The 19,291-nt window shown below is 73.2% G+C and carries 17 protein-coding genes; 3 read left to right on the top strand and 14 right to left on the bottom strand.

The features are described from left to right. Positions 1-98 precede the first annotated feature (98 nt). The 6 genes from TU31_RS14125 to TU31_RS14100 form a co-directional block, all read right to left on the bottom strand. On the bottom strand, positions 99-692 hold the full coding sequence (locus tag TU31_RS14125; protein ID WP_370682735.1) for a GNAT family N-acetyltransferase: 594 nt from the start codon (positions 690-692) through the stop codon (positions 99-101). Positions 693-864: 172 nt separating this feature from the next. After that, positions 865-1,509, bottom strand: coding sequence for a DedA family protein (locus TU31_RS14120; protein WP_042154264.1), 645 nt, complete (start codon positions 1,507-1,509; stop codon positions 865-867). A gap of 302 nt (positions 1,510-1,811) precedes the next feature. After that, positions 1,812-2,276 (bottom strand): DoxX family protein, encoded by a 465-nt coding sequence (locus TU31_RS14115; protein ID WP_042154262.1) that lies wholly within the window; start codon positions 2,274-2,276, stop codon positions 1,812-1,814. 60 nt (positions 2,277-2,336) lie between these two features. Then, positions 2,337-4,379, bottom strand: coding sequence for an FAD/NAD(P)-binding protein (locus tag TU31_RS14110; protein WP_078885781.1), 2,043 nt, complete (start codon positions 4,377-4,379; stop codon positions 2,337-2,339). Between the two features lie 206 nt (positions 4,380-4,585). Continuing rightward, positions 4,586-6,322 (bottom strand): alkaline phosphatase D family protein, encoded by a 1,737-nt coding sequence (locus TU31_RS14105; protein ID WP_042154260.1) that lies wholly within the window; start codon positions 6,320-6,322, stop codon positions 4,586-4,588. Positions 6,323-6,454: 132 nt separating this feature from the next. Next, positions 6,455-7,099, bottom strand: a complete 645-nt coding sequence (locus tag TU31_RS14100; RefSeq protein ID WP_042154258.1) for an HNH endonuclease family protein — start codon at positions 7,097-7,099, stop codon at positions 6,455-6,457. A 208-nt stretch (positions 7,100-7,307) separates the two neighbouring features. Here TU31_RS14100 and TU31_RS14095 point away from each other — a divergent pair, with 208 nt between their 5' ends. Together TU31_RS14095 and TU31_RS14090 are read left to right on the top strand one after the other, a co-directional pair. Then, positions 7,308-8,066 (top strand): ABC transporter permease, encoded by a 759-nt coding sequence (locus TU31_RS14095; protein WP_042154256.1) that lies wholly within the window; start codon positions 7,308-7,310, stop codon positions 8,064-8,066. Positions 8,067-8,291: 225 nt separating this feature from the next. Further along, positions 8,292-8,873: a TMEM165/GDT1 family protein gene (locus TU31_RS14090; RefSeq protein WP_042154253.1), complete on the top strand. Its 582-nt coding sequence runs from the start codon at positions 8,292-8,294 to the stop codon at positions 8,871-8,873. A gap of 146 nt (positions 8,874-9,019) precedes the next feature. On the opposite strand, the gene TU31_RS14085 is transcribed toward TU31_RS14090, so the two are convergent. Both TU31_RS14085 and TU31_RS14080 read right to left on the bottom strand, forming a co-directional pair. After that, complete coding sequence (locus TU31_RS14085; protein WP_042154251.1) at positions 9,020-9,682, bottom strand: HAD-IA family hydrolase; 663 nt, start codon at positions 9,680-9,682, stop codon at positions 9,020-9,022. A 225-nt stretch (positions 9,683-9,907) separates the two neighbouring features. Beyond that, positions 9,908-10,915 (bottom strand): peptidoglycan-binding domain-containing protein, encoded by a 1,008-nt coding sequence (locus tag TU31_RS14080; RefSeq protein WP_245698538.1) that lies wholly within the window; start codon positions 10,913-10,915, stop codon positions 9,908-9,910. A gap of 300 nt (positions 10,916-11,215) precedes the next feature. Between TU31_RS14080 and TU31_RS14075 the strand changes: the two genes are divergently transcribed. Further along, entirely contained in the window at positions 11,216-13,294 is a 2,079-nt protein-coding gene (locus TU31_RS14075; RefSeq protein ID WP_042154249.1) for an MDR family MFS transporter, read from the top strand. A gap of 43 nt (positions 13,295-13,337) precedes the next feature. Here TU31_RS14075 and TU31_RS14070 read toward each other — a convergent pair whose 3' ends face one another. The 6 genes from TU31_RS14070 to TU31_RS14045 all read right to left on the bottom strand — a co-directional run bounded on the left by TU31_RS14070 (position 13,338) and on the right by TU31_RS14045 (position 19,264). Then, positions 13,338-13,862, bottom strand: coding sequence for a GNAT family N-acetyltransferase (locus TU31_RS14070; RefSeq protein ID WP_042154247.1), 525 nt, complete (start codon positions 13,860-13,862; stop codon positions 13,338-13,340). Positions 13,863-13,928: 66 nt separating this feature from the next. Continuing rightward, positions 13,929-14,261: an antibiotic biosynthesis monooxygenase family protein gene (locus TU31_RS14065; protein ID WP_042154246.1), complete on the bottom strand. Its 333-nt coding sequence runs from the start codon at positions 14,259-14,261 to the stop codon at positions 13,929-13,931. An 88-nt stretch (positions 14,262-14,349) separates the two neighbouring features. Further along, entirely contained in the window at positions 14,350-15,483 is a 1,134-nt protein-coding gene (locus TU31_RS14060; RefSeq protein ID WP_245698537.1) for a DUF2330 domain-containing protein, read from the bottom strand. A gap of 153 nt (positions 15,484-15,636) precedes the next feature. After that, complete coding sequence (gene proP / locus TU31_RS14055) at positions 15,637-17,148, bottom strand: glycine betaine/L-proline transporter ProP (RefSeq protein WP_042154244.1); 1,512 nt, start codon at positions 17,146-17,148, stop codon at positions 15,637-15,639. A gap of 450 nt (positions 17,149-17,598) precedes the next feature. Then, positions 17,599-18,630, bottom strand: a complete 1,032-nt coding sequence (locus TU31_RS14050; RefSeq protein ID WP_042154242.1) for a CU044_5270 family protein — start codon at positions 18,628-18,630, stop codon at positions 17,599-17,601. Beyond that, entirely contained in the window at positions 18,623-19,264 is a 642-nt protein-coding gene (locus TU31_RS14045; protein WP_042154240.1) for an RNA polymerase sigma factor, read from the bottom strand. Before TU31_RS14045 ends, TU31_RS14050 begins: the two co-directional genes overlap by 8 nt. Positions 19,265-19,291 lie beyond the last annotated feature (27 nt).

Genomic DNA, 19,291 nt, shown 5'->3' with positions numbered 1-19,291 from the left:
AGACGGTGGGCGGGGTGGTGGGACCGTTGACTTTACTCCGTATCGGGATCGCGCTCGGCCGCCCACCGGTCCTGGGGCGGGCGACGTCGGGACCGACGTCAGTCGATGCCGAAGGCCCGGGCGTAGCGCACCGTGCCGCGCGGGGGTGTGGAGCCGTCCAGGGACAGCGCCATGAAGGCCTCGTCCGGCCAGGGCTGCGGCGGCAGAATGCCGAACCTGGGGGTGGCCGGGACGAACCCGAAGCGCGGGTAATACGGCGGGTGACCCAGCACGATCGCGGTCCGCTCCCCGGCGGCCCGCGCCGCCTCCAGGAGCGCCCGGATCACCGCATCGCCCGCACCACGCTTCTGGTACTCGGGCAGCACCGCGCACGGCGCGAGCGCCACGGCGGGCACCTCGTCGACATGACAGCGGGTCAGCAGGGCATGGGCGGCCGGGGTGCCGTCCGGAGCGTCGGCCACATAGGACAGGCCCGGCAGCCAGGCCGACGGGTCGCGGCGCAGCGCGTCGACGAGATCGGCCTCCCCGGCGGACTCGAAGGCGGCGAGGTGGATCCGGCGGACGGCCGCGGTGTCCGCGGCGGTCTCGGGGCGGGGCTGCCAGATGGCGGCGCCCCCGGCCGGGTCCCCGGCGCCGCGGGCGCCGGCCCCGTGCGAGCCGTTGGATGCGTGGACGCCACTCATACCGGTCATGCCGGTCATCGTCGCACCGGGCACCGGCGAACCGCCAAGGGATTTCCCCCGCCGCCGGCCACGGGCTCAACAACGGACCGCCGACCGCATGCCCGCCACATCGGACCGCCGACCACATGCCCGCCACAACAGAGCGCCGGCGACAGGCCGTCGGCAGGCGTCCGCCGCCCCGTCAGTGCGCGGTGCGCTCCGGGCGGCGCATCAGGAAGGCGGCGGCCGATCCGGCGGCGAAGAGGGCGACGACGGAGAGGGCCGTACTCATCCAGGAGGTGCCGAGCCAGTGCCCGCCGAAGTAGCCCAGGCTCACGCTGTAGGCCGCCCAGGCGAAGCCGGCCAGTGCGGACCAGGGGAGGAACTCGCGGACCGTACGGTGCGCGACACCGGCGCCCAGGCTGACCACGGAGCGCCCGGCGGGGGCGAAACGGGCCAGCACGACGATGCCGCCGCCGCCCCGCGTCAGCGCCGTACCGAGTCGTTCCTGTGCCGTGGCCAGCCGGCGGGAGCGGCCGATGGCGCGGTCGAAGCGGTCGCCGCCGCGCCGGGCGAGCCGGTAGGCGACCATGTCGCCGAGCACGGAGGCGGTGGCCGCGCACAGCATCAGGGACAGCATTTCGGCCAGGTGGGCACTGCTGTGGACGGTGACGTCGGCGCTGCCGACCGCCTCCGCCGCCGTGCCGGTGCCGGCCGCCGTAGTGGCCGCGGCGATCACCAGGACCCCGCTGGGCAGGATCGGGACGAAGACGTCGAGAACGATCGAGACGCTGACGATCACGTACACCCAAGGGCTGCCGCCGAGGGACCCCAGGCTTTCCAGCAACGTCCTTCTCCCGGTCCGAACCCCGCCGCGACGTCGCTCGGTGCGGCAGGGGCGGCTCTACAGCCATACAGCGTACGCCTGGCAACGGTGGCCGAAAGGGTGGGGGTGGGATGCGCGGGAAGCGGCATTGGGTGCGCGACACCCGGGACGTGCGGCATGCCGCGTATGGGGTGTGATGGTCCGCGTCGGGCGGCACCCGGCGTGTCCCGCCCGTGGACCGGCTCCGGACGCGGACGGCCCGTACGGCAGAGCTGCCGTACGGGCCGTGGGTGGCGGGCCGGGGTCCGCCGAAGCGTGGGGCGTCAGGCGGCGGAGGGCTCCCGCTGAGCGGTCGGGGCCGCCTCCGTGCCGCGGTCGCCGAAGAAGACCCGGTCGAGGGCCCATGCGCCGGGGCCGGTGAAGAAGATCAGCAGGAACGCCCAGCAGTACAGCGCGGAGGGCTCGCCGCCGTTCTGTATCGGGAACAGCCCCGAACCCTGGTGCGTGGAGAAGTACGCGTACGCCATCGAGCCGGAGCTGATGAACGCGGCGGCGCGGGTACCCAGGCCGAACATCACCAGGAGGCCGCCGGCCAGCTGGATCACGGCGGCGTACCAGCCCGGCCAGCTGCCGGTGGGGACGGTGCCGCCCTGGCCCATGGCGCCGCCGAGGACACCGAAGAGCGAGGACGCGCCGTGGCAGGCGAAGAGCAGGCCGATGACGATGCGGAAGAGCGCGAGCGCGTGCGGCGTGGATCTCTGGGTGAACGAAGTGAGCGGTGTGGACATGTGGGGACTCCTACGGTTTCTGGGGACGACGTAACCGTGAAGGGCACAGGTTAGGGACACCTAATCTGTACTTGCAAGTTCAACCTCTGGCCATATGGGATCTTTGGCTGGAAGCGGCCGTACGTGCCCCGAAACCACTCCTGCCGCCGACGCCACGCGGGTAGCCGAGGCCACGCCCGCCCCCATACCGCCACCCCCGGCCGGCTCCGCGTCCCCGGCCGCCGCCCGCAGCGCCGCCCGCGCCACCGCATCCGTATCCGCCAACGTGACCGACCCCACGCCGGGACGCGCCCCGGCCGCCGTCACCCAGTGCACCCCCTCCGTCGGCACCCCGACCGCGAACCGCCGCGGATGGCGCCGCCCATCGGCTGCGATGAGGTGGTACGGGCTGGGCGACACATCGAGCCCGCCGCTCTCGTAGCCGTCCACGGTGTGCGGCCGGCCGCCGCCCTCGGCCAGCAGCCGGGCCAGCAACGGGTCCGCGGTGCGCCGGACATCCGGCTCCGGCAGCCGCGCCTCGATCAGGGCCGTCGCCGTGACCGCCGAGCCCGGCACGTCCGGCGAGTGCGCCGTGAATCCGGGCTCGCGGCCGTCCGCGGAGCCGAGCCGGACCGTCATCCGGGGCCCGACCACCTCCAGCACCCCGGCCTCGATCAGTGCGGTCATCTCCTCGATCCGGCGCCGCGGCGGCCCGATGGAGAGAAAGGCGTTGAGCGGGGTGTACCAGCGGTCCAGGTGGTCACGGCGGGACGCACCGGCCAGCCCGCCGTGGTCGACGATCTGCCGCAGCTCGTTGCGCAGATCCCGCAGCACGTCCAGGGCCGCCTTGACCGGGCCGGCCACATTGTCCTGGCGGGCGTGGGCGATGTCCTCCCGCAGATGGTCCAGCAGCCACTCGCGGAAGGCGGCGCGGCCGGCGAACGACCGCTCCGCGTGCGGCCGGGAGACCCGGTCCCAGTCCCAGCGCTCACCCGGCCCGATCCCGAACGCGTCCAGGGCGGCGGCCTCTTCGGGGCTGCGGTGCGCGCTGCCCAGGAAGCACCGCCGGAAACGCTCCCGGAAGAGGGGGTCCGGCATCCCGTCCGCATCGCGCCGCGCCAGCAGCGCCTCGTAGTAGACCGTCTCCACCTCCTTGGCCACCAGGGGCCAGACCTCCGCCAGGAAGTCGGGCAGCTCACCGCGGTCCGCGCGCTTGCGGAAGGCCGCTATCACGTCCTCGGTGAGCAGCAGCGGCAGATGACGGCCGTGCGCGCCCTTCGCGTTGTCGCCGCGCGCGTGGTACGGAACGCCGCGCCGGGAGCCCGCGTACAGCCGGGGTTCGCGGCCGGACGGCAGATACGTCAGCGTCCCGTCGGTGCCGCGGACGAACCGGCCGCCCCGGGCCGTCGTCAGCAGCGCCATGTGATCGAAGAAGTTGAGGCCGAGTCCGCGCAGCAGTACCGGACGGCCCGGTGCCAGCGCCTCCAGGGCGGCGGACAGATCGGCGGGATTGGCGGGCGGCAGATAGCGCAGCCCGTGCCCGGCGGCGTAGTCGGCCAGCCGCCGCTGTTCCGCGTCGGCAACCGCCGGCAGATGGCCCTGGGCGAGGACCACCGCCCCCAGGCCGTGCAGTGTCCGGCCGTTGTCGAGGGTGAGGGACTGTGAGCCGTCGGGGGCCTCGGCCAGCCGCACCGCGCGGGCCGGGTGCGTCACCACGCTCACCCCCTCGGGTGCGGTGCGCACCGTGCGGCGGAAGAACCACTCCAGATAGCGCCCGTACAGCGCGCGCCCCGGATAGTCGTCCGGGCCGACCTCGCACCCCTCCCAGTCGTACAGGCTCGGCCCGGTGTGTATCGGGCCGGCGCACTCCACGCTGTCATCGGTGAACAGGGTGACCTGCGAGGCCACGGTGTTCATCAGGAGCTCGGGCGGCTGGGCGGTGCGCCACACCTGGCCGGCGCCGGGCGGGGCGGGATCGATGACATGGACGGTCAGCCGGGAGCCCGGGGCCAGTTCGGCGGCCGAGGCGCAGATCCGCTCCAGCACGCTCGTCCCGCGCGGCCCGGCGCCGACGAGCGCGAGGGCGGGCCGGGGGCGGTGGTCGGCGAAGTGGTCGGCGGCCAAGAGGAGCTCTCCCTGGGGCGGTGGACGGCCGGGCCGCGGAGGCGCGGCCGCCCGGGAAGTTCGGGCGACGAGCAGATGTGCGCCCCATCATCACCGCCCGGCCCGTCGGCGGAGGAGTCGAGTGGGCAAAATTACGTGGCGGATTCGCAGGCCGCACACCCGGCCCCGGTGGGCGGACGGAGTGTCACGGCCGCCGGACGCCCGCCTCATCCGGACTTCGGCAGATCGGTGCCCGCCGCCGGACCACCCGTGACACCGGTTTCCCCGCCCCCGCGGGTCCCGGTCAACGCGGCGCGCCAGACCGTGACGAGCCGGACGCCGCCCCGCTTCTCCCGGCGGGTCTGGTCCAGGGCCAGCCGCGCCGCACGGCCCGCCAGCGTCAGCGTCATCAGCTGGTTGCCGAACCAGGGGCCGCCGGTGCGCCGCCACTTCACCGCCGGGCGGGGCAGCCGCCCGTGCCGGGCCAGCAGCTTGCCCAGCCACCGGCCGGAGCGGCTCCAGCCGAAGCGGAACCCGGCCTGGAGCGAGCCGGGGATGCTGTTGTGGACGGGGGAGCAGGTCAGCTGAAGCACCCGGCTCGTGGGGTGCGGACCGGCGCCGCGCCAGTGCGGCTCCGCCACGTACGCGTGGTGTACGTCCCCGGACAGCACACAGACCGTCGCCGGGGCGCCGGCACCGGAGCCGGCCTCGGCGATCAGCTCGGTGAGCGTGGTGAACGAGCCGGGGAAGGCCGCCCAGTGCTCCAAGTCGGCGCGCTGGCGCAGCAGCTCGCTGCGGCGGGCCCAGCGGGGGCCGCGTTCACCGGCGCACAGCGCGGCGTTCCAGCCCTCCCCGGCATGGATGAGATGCGGCAGCAGCCAGGGCAGCGAACTGCCGAGCAGCAGATGGTCGTAGCTGCCGCGCCCGTCCAGCACCGCCTGCCGCAGCCATTCACCCTCGGTCTTGTCGAGCATCGCGCGGTTGCTCTCGTCCAGGACCCGGGTGGCCCGGGTGTCGATCATGACCAGGCGCACCCGGCCGAAGTCGCGGCGGTAGCTCCAGCGCGCGTGCCCCGGATCGTTGTCCGCACCGGCCGCGAACTCCCGCACCAGCTCCGTCGCGTCCGGCACCGCGCGGACCTGCGCGTACAGTTCGTCGGCGGCCAGTTCCGCGGGCGAGAGATTGCCCAGATGCTGGTGGACCCAGTACGACATCAGGCCGCCGAGTATCCGCTCGCGCCACCACGGGGTCGCACGCATCCGGGCCAGCCAGGACGCCGAGGTGTTCCAGTCGTCGATCACATCGTGATCGTCGAAGATCATGCAGCTGGGGACCGTGGACAGCAGCCAGCGGACCTCCGGGTCGAGCCAGGACTCGTAGTAGAGGTAGGTGTATTCCTCGTAGTCGGCGACCTGCTTCCACGGCGGCTCGGTGAGGTCGCGGCGGCCGGCCAGCGCCTGCGCGGTCGCCTCGGAGGTCTGGTCGGCGTAGACCTGGTCGCCCAGCAGGAGCAGCACGTCGGGGCGCTGCCGTCCGGAACCGGCGGCCAGGGTGGCGGCGAGGGTGTCCAGGGCGTCCGGGCCGACCGGGTCGTGCGCCGCCTTCGACGGCGTCGCGGACCAGCGGCAGGAGCCGAAGGCGAAGTGCAGGGGCTCCTGTGCGGAGGCGGGGAGGGTGCGGATCGTGCTCGCGGGGAAGTGGCTGCCGGGCAGCGGCCAGACCTCCTCCCGGCCGGCCCCCGGGTCTTCCAATACGACCCGGTAGGGCGTCTCGCTGCCGGGCGTCAGACCGGTCACCGGGACCAGCGCGTAGTGGTGCCCGGCGACCTGCCAGGTGTGCTCAGCGCCGGCCGCCCCGTCGTCGCAGCGGACGTGCACCACGCACGGCCGGTCGGTCTCCACCCACACTGTCGCGCTGTCCGCGTCGACATACCGCAGCAGCGGCCCCAAGCGCAGTCCGGCCATCGGTGCCCCTCTCGTCGTCGTCAGAGGATAGGAGCACAGCGGGCGCGGCGGGTGGCCGGGAGGGCGGCGCGCCCGCCGGCCGGTGATTTTCCGGCCGACGGGCGCGGGATCGGCAGCCCTGAGGAGTGGGGCTCAGCAGCCGTCCAGGATCTTCTTCAGCGCGGCCTTCTCGGCGGAGTCCGCGGTCATGTCGTACTCATGCTTCACCGACACCCACATCCGGGCGTACTCGCAGTGGTACGACGTCTTGGGCGGCAGCCACTTCGCCGGGTCCTGGTCGCCCTTCTCCTGGTTGAGGTTGTCGGTGACCGCGATCAGCTGGGAGTGGGTGAGATCGTTGGCCAGCTCCTTGCGGCGCTCGGTGGTCCACTGCGCGGCGCCCGACTTCCAGGCCTCGGACAGCGGTACGACATGGTCGATGTCGAGGTCGGCCGGGTCGGTCCAGGTCGCGTCGTCGTAGGCGGAGACCCACTTGCCGCTGGTCGTCTTGCAGCTGCCGTCCTGCTGTACGTCCGTGCCGTCGCGCTTGAGCACCACTTCGCGGGTGTTGCAGTTCTTGCCCTGGTCGATCCAGTGCGGGAACTTGTCGCGGCTGTAGCCGTCCTGCGGGCCTTCGGCCTGCTCCTTGATGTCGGCGAGGTACTTCCGAGCGGTCGCCGCGTCCGGCGGGCTGGGCGGTGCCGCCTGGGCGGACTGGCAGCTCAGCGCCAGCGTGCAGACCAGGGCCGCGGCCGAACCCGCGGCGAGGGAAACTCGACGCGCGTAGACCTTTTTCATCGAAACTCCCGGAATGTGGGGGGAAGTTGACGTGCGGTGCGCGGCTCATGGTGTCGCTGTGGGGTTTCCGTGAGACGTGCACCAGGTAACAGAGTGACGACATGCCCACGTCAGTTCAAGGGCTGACGGGGCGACATAAATGCACAACGGCACTCCGGTTGTGTTGCTCCGGCGTATGCGCCCCCGGTGACACCCCTACAGTGAGCGCGTGCTGCTGCCGGTCAACGCCACTCTCGGGATCGTCCTCGCCGTCCTGCTGATCGCCGCCGTGGCCGTCGCCGCACTGGCCCGCCTCGGCCACACCGGGGCGATCGCCGTCGCCGGACTGCGCGCCGCCGCCCAACTCGCCGCCGTCTCCTACCTCATCGGCTGGGTGGTGCACGCCCTGCCCCGGCTGCTGGCCTTCCTCGTGCTGATGTTCGCGGTGGCGGTACGGACCGCCGGGCGCCGGATCACCCGGAACCGCACCTGGTGGTGGGCCGCCGCGCCGATCGCCGTCGGGGTCGTCCCGGTCGTCGGTCTGCTGCTGCTCACCGGCCTGGTGCCGCCGCGCGGCCTCACCCTCATCCCCGTCACCGGCATCCTGATCGGCGGCGCGCTGACCGCCACCGTCCTGGCCGGGCGGCGGGCGCTGGACGAGCTGGAGACGCGGCGCGGTGAGTTCGAGGCGGGTCTCGCGCTGGGGCTGCTCGACCGTGACGCACGGATGGAGGTCGCCCGCCCGGCCGCTTCGGACGCGCTGCTGCCGGGGCTCGACCAGACCCGGACCGTGGGGTTGGTCACACTCCCCGGCGCGTTCGTCGGCATGCTGCTGGGCGGGGCCTCGCCCGTGCAGGCCGGTGCGGTGCAGCTGTTCGTGCTGGTGGCGCTGCTGGCGGTGCAGGCGACGGCCTGTGCGGTGGTATTGGAGCTGGTCGCGCGCGGAAGGCTGCACCGCGTACCCTTGACGGCAGCAGAAGGGGAGTAGCTCTCTGCCGGACCGTCGACATACTGCCCTCCCGTCGCCCGACCACCACTCCTGGTGGAGCGCGTTCCGCGCGCTGTGACGACGGGCGAGCCGGCGCCCGGAGCGCGATACGAAGCCGTACCGCGCCAGCGAGACCTTCGGCCGCAGTGTTCGACGCTGCCGTGCCGAAGCGACCCCTTTCCCGGGCTCTTTGGCGCGGCCCGACCGATCGAGGTATCCCACCCCGTGTTCAGTTTCACCGTCGCCGCCGTCGTCTTCGGCGTCGTCTTCCTCGCCGAACTTCCCGACAAGACCGCCCTCGCCGGCCTGATGCTCGGCACCCGCTACCGCGCGTCCTATGTGTTCGCCGGAGTCGCCGCGGCCTTCCTGGTGCATGTCGCCCTCGCCATCGCCGCGGGCAGCGTGCTGACTCTGCTGCCGCACCGCGTGGTGCAGGGCGTGGTCGGTGTCCTCTTCCTCGCGGGTGCCGCCGTGCTGCTGTTCCGCAAGGGCGAGGACGAGGAAGAGGTGAAGAAGCCCGCCGACCAGAGCTTCTGGAAGGTCTCCGGGGCGGGCTTCATGATGATCCTGGTCGCCGAGTTCGGTGATCTGACCCAGATCATGACTGCCAACCTGGCGGCCCGTTACGACGACCCGCTCTCGGTCGGCGTCGGCGCCGTCCTGGCGCTGTGGGCGGTGGCGGGCCTGGGCATCCTGGGCGGCCGCACGCTGATGAAGTATGTGCCGCTCACGCTCATCACCAAGATCGCGGCGGCTGTGATGCTGCTGCTGGCGGGCTTCAGTCTGTACGAGGCGATCGCGGGCTGAGTTCTTCCCCGCCGTGTTTTTCCCCGCCGCCCACCCCCCTTCGGGGGGTGGGCGGGTGTAGAGGGGAGGTTCGGCGCGGCCGGCCCGGTGTGCGCGGCGCCGCCCCGGACGGGGGCCGGCCCCCGGGGGCCCGGGCCATCCGGCGCTCAGTCGCCGATGTGCACCGCGATCACGCCGTCCGCCGACGCCTCGACGCGGACGTGGGTGAGGTCGGGTATCTGCACGGTGGGCCCGAAGGCGGCGGCCCGGTCGCCGACGCCGACCACCCGCATACCGGCCGCCCGGCCCGCCTCGATGCCCGCCTCGGAGTCCTCGAACACCAGGCAGTCCTCGGGGGCGAAGCCCAGCTCGGCGGCGCCCTTGAGGAAGCCCTCCGGGTCGGGCTTGCTGGCGCTCACGCTCTCCGCGGTGATCCGCACGTCCGGCATCGGCAGCCCGGCCGCGCCCATCCGGGCGTCGGAGAGCGCGATATCGGCGGAGGTCACCAGCGCGTGCGGCAGCGTGGCGAGGGCGGCCATGAACGCGGGGGCGCCGGGGACCGGCACCACACCGTCCATATCGGCGGTCTCCTGGGCCAGCATCCGGCGGTTGTCCGCCAGGTTGAGCTCCATCGGGCGGTCCGGGAGCAGCGCGGCCATCGTGGCCCAGCCCTGCCGGCCGTGGACGACCTGGAGGATCTTGTCCCCGTCCAGCCCCTGCTCGGCTGCCCAGCGGCGCCAGCAGCGCTCCACCACGGCCTCGGAGTTCACGATCGTGCTGTCCATGTCCAGCAGCAGGGCGCGGGCGGTGAGCGTGGTGGTGGCCGTCATCGGCGGGCTCCTCGGCGCTACGGACGGTGCGGATCGCGCACGTACGGAAGACACGTACGGAAGAAACAGAGCGGTCCCGCCCGCCGGTCAGGGAGTGCGGGCGGAACCACTTTGTTTCTTCACGATACAAAACGCAGCCGCTGCGGACAACTGGGCTGGTCAGCGCCCTGCGGTCGGGTTGGCCAGCGCCCCGCCATCAGCTGCTCAGCCGCCCGCGCGCCGGCGTTACGGCGCCTGCGTCCGGGACTCCAGGGATGCCCGGGTCGCGGCGCCGTAGACGCCGTCCGGATCGCCCGCCACCCCATAGGCCCGCTGGTAGCGCGCCACGGCGTCCCGTACGTCCGCGTCGTAGCGGCCGTCCTCCGGGCCGGGATACATGGCCAGCTGCCGCAGCCGCCCCTGAAGCTCCACCACTTCCGGGCCGCCGGCCCCCTCGCGCAGCACGATCGGCCCGGTGGGCGGGGCGCTGGGGCCGTGGGTGGCGGGGGAGTCCGAGACGCTGCCGGAGGCCCGGGTGGGGGCGGGAGGAGGCGGGGCCGGGGTCCGGTAGGGCCGCACGCTCGCCGCGGGGGTGGTCGCGTCCGGTGACGGGGAGCGGGTCGCGGTGGGGGAGGTGGCGCCGCTGGGCGCGGGGGAGGCGGTGCCGCCGGTGGGGAGGGTGGCGTCGGGGGAGGCGGTGCCGTGGTCGGGCGCCGCGGCCCGGGTCCGGGTGTCGCCGGAGAGGGCGTCGGTGCCGATCAGCGCGGCGGTGGCGGCCATGGCGGCCCCGGCGGTGAGCAGTACGGCCGGCAGGACGCGTCTCCGGCGCGGGGCGGTGGGGGAGCTGCCGGCGGTCGGTTCCTCCTCCGGCCCCTCCGACGCGCTGCACGTCCGGGATGCCGGGCCGCCGGGGCGGTGCCGCATACGGGGTAGCAGGGGGTCGGTGGGCCCCGCGCCCGGCGGCCCCGGGGGCAACGGCGGTCCGGTGGCGGACGACGGCGGGCCGTCGGCGTAGTGCACCGCCGCGTCCACGCCGGGTAAGTCGTCCAGCAGGTCCCCCCGGCCGAGCGCCGTGCCGTCCGCCCCGCCGTCGCCACCGTCCGCCTCCCCGTCCCCCTCTCCGTCGGGCAGTGACACGTACGGCCGAACGCGCAGCGGATCGAAGTCGTCCGCCCCGGCCGCCGCGCATAGGCAGGCGGGCCGGCCGTGGCCGCGTACGGGGGCGAAGCAGTGCGGACAGGTCTGTGCCGTCACGGGTGTTCCCCTCCCTGGAGGCATCGAACCGGCAGCGATTATCCAGACGCCGCACCGGTCCGCGCAGGCGCTCGAAGACATCCGCCCGGCATACCCCGGGTGTCCTCCGGGAGACCCCTGATGCCGAGCGCCGCTCGGCGGGCCATATCCGGCGGAACCGCCCAGGATGGAAGAAGTCCGAAGGAGAGGCAGCACGGCAAGGGCGGCCGGCGGCGGACCGGGACGGAGGGCCCGGTACCGCACCGGCCGCTCCGTGTCCCGCGCACCGCACGGGACGCTCCGGAACGGAGGAAGACGCTCATGGCGCAGGACACCGGTGCTCCGGCCGCCCCCGGCGAGGACCGGTCCCCGCGGACCGTCCTCGTCGCGATCGGCGCGCTGCTGCTCGGCCTGCTCATCGCGGCGCTCGACCAGACCATCGTCGCCACCGCGCTGCCCACCATCGTCAGCGACCTCGGCGGCCTCAACCACCTCTCATGGGTCGTCACCGCCTACCTTCTGGCCGCGACGGCCGCGACGCCCCTCTGGGGCAAGCTCGGTGACCAGTACGGCCGCAAGAAGCTCTTCCAGACCGCCATCGTCATCTTCCTGATCGGCTCGGTGCTGTGCGGCATCGCGCAGAACATGGGCGAGCTGATCGCCTTCCGGGCCCTCCAGGGGCTGGGCGGCGGCGGGCTGATCGTGCTGTCGATGGCGATCGTCGGCGATATCGTGTCGCCCCGCGAACGGGGGAAGTACCAGGGCCTGTTCGGTGGCGTCTTCGGCGGTGCGAGCGTCCTCGGCCCGCTGCTGGGCGGGCTGTTCGTGGACCATCTCAGCTGGCGCTGGGTGTTCTACATCAACCTCCCCGTCGGCATCGTCGCGCTCGCCGTCATCGCCGCCGTGCTGCACATCCCGCGCCCCCGCACCCGGCACCGGATCGACTACCTGGGCACCGTGGTGATCGCCGCGGTCGCCGCCTGCTTCGTGCTGATGACCTCGTTCGGCGGCGTCACCTACCCCTGGGCGTCCTGGCAGGTGGTGGGGTGCGGCGTCCTCGGCCTCGCCCTGCTGGGCGCCTTCCTCGGCATCGAGCGGCGGGCCGCCGAACCCGTGCTGCCGCTGCGCCTGTTCCGGCTGCGCACCTTCTCGCTCACCGCCGTCATCGGCTTTGTCGTCGGCTTCGCGATGTTCGGCTCGATGACCTATCTGCCGACGTTCCTCCAGGTCGTCCAGGGCATCAGCCCGACCATGTCCGGGGTGCACATGCTGCCGATGGTGATCGGCATGCTGCTGGCCTCCACCGGCTCCGGGCAGATCGTCAGCCGCACCGGCCACTACAAGGTCTTCCCGATCGCGGGCACCGGTGTCGTCGCGCTCGGTCTGCTGCTGTTGCACCAGCTGGACCGGGGCAGCGGGGTCGCCGGCATGAGCGCCTGCTTCTTCGTCTTCGGCTTCGGACTCGGTCTCGTCATGCAGGTGCTGGTGTTGATCGTGCAGAACGCGGTGCCCTACCAGGACCTGGGCGTGGCCACCTCCGGCGCCACCTTCTTCCGCTCCATCGGCGGCTCGTTCGGTGTTTCCCTCTTCGGCACGGTATTCGCCGGCCACCTCGGCCCGCGGATCGCGGACGCCGTCGCCGGGCAGCAACTGCCGCCCGGTATCGCCCCCTCCCGGATCGCCGAGGACCCGCGGACCGTGGCCCGGCTGCCGGCCGGGCTGCGGGCCGGTGTCCTGGACGCCTACGCCGTCTCCATCACCGATGTCTTCCTCTACGCCGTCCCGGTCGTCCTGGTGGCCTTCGCGCTGGCCTGGTTCCTCAAGGAGGAGCCGCTGCGCAGCAGTGTCACCGCGCCCGACACCAGCCAGGTGCTGTCCTCCAACCCCGTCGAGCGGTCCTCACGTGACGAGGTCGCCCGCGCCCTGTCCACCCTCGGCAGCCGGGAAGGCCGTAAGCACATCTACGAGAAGATCGCCGCACGGGCCGGACTGGACCTCAAACCGGCCGCCGCCTGGCTGATCCTGCGCATTCACCGGTACGGCTCGGTGGAACCGGCACTGCTCGCCGAACGCAGCACGGTGCCGCTGGGCGTGATCACCGAGAGCGTCCGACAGCTGGAGGTACGCGGACTCGCCACCCGCGAAGGGCTGTTGCTGCTGCTCACCGGCCACGGACGGGACACCGCGGAGCGGCTCGCGGCGGCCCGTCAGGAGTCGCTCGCGGAGATGCTGGGCGACTGGTGGACCAGGGACCGGCCCACCGATCTCACCGAACTCGTCCACGAGCTGACGGCGGAGCTGTGCGGCTCGGACGCGGAGGAGCCGCACAACGGAGACGCCCGGCCGCCGGTGCCGCGCACCCCGCCGCCCGCGCCCCACCCGCCGGACCTGGCGAAGTGAGCCCGGCCGGCGGCGAGATGGGACCGATGACTGCCCCGGACCGTCAACGGCCCCCGGCCAGCCGCTTCTCGAAGAAGATCTCCGCGTAGGGATCGTCGTGGTAGGGCTCGATCTCCTCGAACCCGTGCCGCCGGTAGAGCGCGACGGCCTCCACCAGATCCCGCCGGGTGTCGAGCCGCATCCGCTCCGCGCCCAGCCGCACCGCGGCCGTCTCGGCGGCCCCCAGCAGCGCACCCGCGCCGCCCCGCCCACGCCAGGCGGCCCGTACGAACATCTGCTTGAGCTCCGCGGTGCGCGCGTCCAGCAGCCGCACCCCGGCACAGCCCGCCACGTCCTCGCCGTGCCGCGCCACCAGCAGCACCCCGCCCGGCGGGGCCAGATCGGCGCTGGGGTACTCCGCCAGCCCCTCGTCGATCTCCGCCGCCGTCGAGCGGCGGTCCTCGTGGAGCGCGAAGTAGCGGTCGGCCACTTCGGTGTAGTAGTCGCGCAGCAGCGCCGCGGCGTCCGGCGAGCCGACCGGTTCGGCCGAGACGGCCCAGGGGAGGCGGAGGGTGGCGGCGTCACTCATGGCGCCATTGTCACGGCCGGGCCGGGGCCCCGCGCAACGGATTTCGGGTGACGCCGCCGGTGCCGCTCAGCCCTGCTTCGGCCCGGTCTGCTGCACCACCTCGAAGGACCACAGCGTGGAACCGGACGCGGCCGGCTTGGGCCGCTCCCCGCCCCCGGCCGGGCCGCCCTGCTGGTGCGCGGCCTTCATCGGCCCCTCCATCCACGCCTGGAACGACTCCTCGTCCCGCCACCGGGTGTAGACGAGGTACTGGTCGGTGCCCTCCACGGGACGCAGCAGCTCGAACCATTCGAAGCCATCCGAGGAGTCCACGGTCCCGGCGCGGGCGGCGAAGCGCTGCTCCAGGACCTCGCGCTGCTCGGCGGGCACGGTCAGAACGTTGATCTTCACGATGCTCATGACGACCATCGTGCCGCACGGTGTCCGAGGGGCGCAGGTCAGGGCAGGGTGCCACGGCCGGGCGGCACCCGCCCGGCCGTGGGCACGGTCACGTCAGGGGCGGCGGCAGCGGACGCGGCGGCGGCACCGGGCGGCGGCTGCGCAGTACGAGCAGCGGCGTGGCCGCCACCAGGAGCAGCAGCGTGCCGCCGACCGTCAGTACCCAGGCCGGGATACCGGCCACCCTCAGGAGCGCGGACGTGTAGGTGATCCGCCGGAACGGAGTGTCTTCGGCGGCGCGGACGAGTTCGTGGTCGCCGGTGATGCGCCGGGGCTGCGGGAAGGTCTGGTCGAGCGCGGTCAGAAACGTGCGCCTGGTACCGCCGAGTTCGCGCAGGGCGCCCACGGGGGTGATCCGGCCCGCGAAGAAGACCTCGGGATCGGTGCCGCCGAGGGCGCTGCGTGGCTCCATCCGGTGCGGGGCGAGGACATAAAGCCCCAGCGACTGCGGTGTTTTGGCGAGACGGGAGAGCCGCATGGGGTAGACGAGCCGGTCGCTGGCGAAGGACAGCCGCAACGGTTCGAGGGGGCCGGTCAGCGGGCGGTGTGCCGTGGCCGGGGCCAGACGGATCGCCACGTACTCCCAGCGGTGGGCCACATATGGGCGGAGTTCGGTGGCCAGTGCGTCGGGAAGCCGGAAGCCGTGGGCTTTCAGCCAGTTGCGCAACGCCGCGGGGTCGGTGGCGGTCAGCCGGGCCACGTCGAAGGGGCCCAGGCGCTCGCGGCCGACCACCCCGACCCCCGGGCCGCGGGCGCCCGGAGCCGGGGCGCCGTCCCCGGCGCCGTCCCCGGCGAACGGCCAGTCGCCGCCCCGGGGCCAGAAGTGGTGGCGTCGCTCGACGGCCGGTGCGGTCAGCGCGGCGAGCTGGTCGAAGAGACCGGGGTCGCCCAGCTCCACCGTGGCCCGGTGCGGCACGGGCATGATCCACGCGGCGTCCGGGGCGGTGCCGTTCACCGTCAGGCTCATCACGATCTGCTCGGACCGGCCGTCCCAGCGCACCACCGAGGTCTCGCGGTCCACCGCCAGGGTGGTCTTCGGATCGTGCACCATCGCCCCGCAACCACAGGCGTACGCCGGTCTGGCCAGCGACACCAGCTGCACGGCCAGCAACATCAGCACCACCAGCAGCGCGCGCCGCCGCCCCGTGATCCGCGCCGCCCCCGCGCCCGTAGCCAGGCCCATCCTCGTCCCCCGTTCACCGCCGCCGGTCAAGTGATCGGCAGCGACACAGACGGCGACGGGGGCGTGGCCGGTTCCTGCCCCCGCCCGGGGAACGCCGAAGGCCCGGCCGGAAGCATCCGACCGGGCCCTGCTACGCCTGGGGCAGTCCGCGGATCAGACCGCCGCGTCGGCCTTGGCCGCGCCGCGCGCCGCGCGCCGGACCTCCTGCGCCTCGGCCTCGGTCTCGACGGCCGGCGGGGAGCCGGGCAGCGGCTTACGGGCGCTCTCCGACATCAGCAGGACGGCGATACCGCCGATCACGGCCGCGGCCATCATGTAGTAGGCGGGCATCATCTTGTTGCCGGTCGCGCCGATCAGGGCGGTGACCACCAGCGGCGTCGTCCCGCCGAAGAGCGACACGGAGACGTTGAAGCCGATCGACAGCGAGCCGTAGCGGACCTTGGTCGGGAACAGCGCGGGGAGCGTGGACGGCATCGCCGCGGTGAAGGTGACCAGCAGCAGGCCCAGCGCGCCCATGCCCAGCGCGATGGCGGCCAGCGACCCCTGCCGGATCAGCAGCAGGGCGGGGATGGACAGCAGCAGGAAGCCGACGCAGCCCGCGCCGATGACCGGACGGCGGCCGAAGCGGTCGGTGAGCCGGCCCGCGAACGGCTGGACGCCCATCATCAGGACCATCACCGCGAGCACGACCAGCAGTCCGTGCGTCTCGTCGTACTTGAGCTCCGAGGTCAGATAGCTCGGCATGTACGACAGCAGCATGTAGTCGGTGACGTTGAAGACCAGGACCAGCCCGACGCACAGCAGCAGCGCCCGCCACTGACCGAAGATCATCTCGCGGATGCCGATCCGCTTCTCGGCCTCGCGGCGCGCCTTCTCCTTCGTCCGCGCCTCCTTCTCCAACTGTGCGAAGGCCGGGGTCTCTTCGAGCCGCATCCGCAGGTAGAGACCGATGATGCCCATCGGTCCGGCGATCAGGAACGGGATGCGCCAGCCCCAGGAGTTGAGGTCCTCGGTGGACAGCAGCGCGGTCATCAGCGTGACCAGGCCGGCGCCGCCGACGTAGCCGGCCAGGGTGCCGAACTCCAGCCAGCTGCCGAGGAATCCGCGCTTCTTGTCCGGCGCGTACTCGGCGATGAAGGTGGAGGCGCCGCCGTATTCACCACCGGTGGAGAAGCCCTGTACCAGGCGGGCGACGAGCAGCAGGATCGGCGCGCCGACGCCGATGGAGGCATAGGACGGGATCAGACCGATGGCGAAGGTGCCCGCCGCCATCATGATCATGGTGATCGCGAGGATCTTCTGCCGGCCGATCCGGTCACCGAGCGGCCCGAAGACCATGCCGCCGATGGGCCGCACCAGGAACGCCGCCGCGAACGCTCCGAACGTCGACAGCAACTGCGCGGTCGGATTCCCGGACGGGAAGAAGACATGTCCGAGGGTGACCGCGATGTAGCTGTACACGCCGAAGTCGAACCACTCCATCGCATTGCCGAGGGCCGCGGCCGACACCGCACGCTTGACCATCGCCGGGTCGACGACGGTCACCTCGCCCGATGTGTGCTGCGTGGAATCCGCGGCGCGGTCCTGCGGGGGACCGGATGCCGCGTCCGCTCGACTGCCGACGGGGTGACGGGGCCCGGGGACGACGGGGGACTGCGTCGGCACGTGCTCGCTCGCCTGCGCTCTCTTGGACGACAACATGACATCGCCCGCCGTGGGGAGGCGGGCAGAGCCCGTCATGACGCGACGGGCAAAGGTCGACCATAGGGGCAGACCGGATCATCACGGACGGTGCGCGGACGACCGCGCAGTCGGCCGTATACCCGCTCCTTGCAGGGGAAACGCCCTTTCGGGAAACACTTTGGGACACCGCTTGCTGTGATCCATATCGCGAAGATCCGCTGCAACCATCGGCCCGTTGTGACGTGGGCCACGCGCCGGGGAGCCGGCGCGGCCGGACAGGAGAACGGCGCGGCGGGCCATACTGCACCGCCGCGCCGAGGTGGATCGTCGCGTTCCCTCAAGGGTCAGCCATGACCGCCCGCCCCGCCACTCGGGGGCGCCCCGGCCCGGCACCCCGGCGGCATGCTCCGGGCCGCCGTGACCGCCGTCGCCTCACGGCATCCACGCCTCGTACGACATGACCTCCCCCGACTTGATCTTGAACTCCGGCTCGTCCTTGGTGAAGGTGATCTCCAGCCCCAGGAGGCCGCCGGTCCGCGGATCGAGGATCACCATCTGGCGGGTGGAGTTCGTCGCGCCGTCCGGGCCGTCGTACACATACGCCTGCCCGCGCCGGCCCAGCCGGTCGGTGACCACCCCCGCCTGCCGCAGACCGTCCGCATCGGCCAGCATCCGGACGACGGCGGCCGTCTCCCGCGGTCCCGGCGTCCACTCCTGGCGGAACGAGGAGAGCGCCGACAGAAGCTGCGGTGTGGTGCTGGTGCCGTCCGCCCCGCCGTACAGCCAGGAGAGCTGTTCGCGCAGCTCGTCGGCGTCCGTCGCGGGCTTCGTCCGGGCGGCCAGCCCGCTGTGCCGGGCCTCCGAGCCCGCCGGGTAGGTCTTGCGGTGCAGCACCTTGCCGTCGCGGACGGTCTGCCATGTGCCGTCGTTGTCGTGGATCACCGGACGGCCCGGGTGCCGCGGGTCGGTGGCCACGACCAGCTCCGAGCCGCTGCCGTCGTCGTTCCAGCTGGTGATGCGCTCCTCGGGCACGGTCACGGGGGGCGCGGCGTCCGGGCCCGACTCCATGCTCATGTACCAGCTCTGTAGGTGGCTGCCCCGCCGCGGCCCGTCCTCGCGGCCCGCCGCCCGCGCCCTGGCCTCCGCCCTGCGGGCGAGGGCGTCCAGGGACACGGACGGCGCGTCGGCGTGCAGGGGGAGCGCGACGGGCGCGGCGACGGCGGGGCTGCTGCCGGCGCCGGAGAAGGTGAGCACCACGGCCGCGGCGGCGGCCGTCGACGCGGCGGCCAGGCCCATCAGCAGGGGGCGCCGGCGCAGGGGACGCGGGCGGCCGCGCGGCTCGGCACCGGCCGTCAGCGCCGCCAGCCGGGCCTGTGCCCGTGCGGTCAGCGGGCGGTCGCGCCAGGGCCCCTCGTCGGCGGAGACGGGGTCGGCCTGGCGCAGCAGCTCCAGTTCCTCAGTCATGGCGGCGGCCTCCCGCTCGGGTCGGTACGGGGTGGGAAGTGAGGGGACGGGGAGCGGCCGGGCGCGGTGCCGGTTCCGGCGAGGGGGGCGCCTCGGGCGGTGGTGGGGGCGCGTCGGACCGGGCGCCGCCGCGCTGGCGCATCCGCTCGATCTGGGTACGGAGCCGGCCGCGCGCCCGGTGCAGCCGCATGGCCGCCGCGCTCTGACCGCAGCCGAGGGTCACCGCCAGCTCCTCGATGGTCAGTTCCTCCCAGGCCGTCAGCCGCAGCACCTCCTGGTCGGCGGGGGAGAGACGGGCCAGCGCCTCGTGCACCCAGGAGCCGGGCCGCTCGGCGTCCGGACTCTCCACGGTCTGCGGGCGGTGCGCCGCCTCGTGACTGCCGAGCCGGTGCAGCAGCCGCCGGTAACGGCTCAGCCCCCGCACCGTGTTGGCCAGACAGTTCCGGGCCACCCCGTACAGCCAGGGCAGCGGCGCATCGGGGAGCTCGGTGCGGCGTCTCCAGGCTATGGAGAAGACCTCCGCCACCACTTCCTCGACCTCGTGTGCCTGCCCGTCCAGCCGCCGCGCCACGAAGCGGCTGACCGCCCAGTAGTGCGCGCGATAGGCCTCGGCGAAGGCGTCGTCCGTGCTCATGAACCCTTGGTGTCCGGCATGGCCCCG

Source organism: Streptomyces lydicamycinicus (genome assembly GCF_000829715.2).
In the GTDB taxonomy this organism is placed as follows: domain Bacteria; phylum Actinomycetota; class Actinomycetes; order Streptomycetales; family Streptomycetaceae; genus Streptomyces; species Streptomyces lydicamycinicus.
The sequence above is the reverse complement of the archived record's forward strand: the minus strand, read 5'-3'. Positions and strand labels throughout refer to the sequence as shown.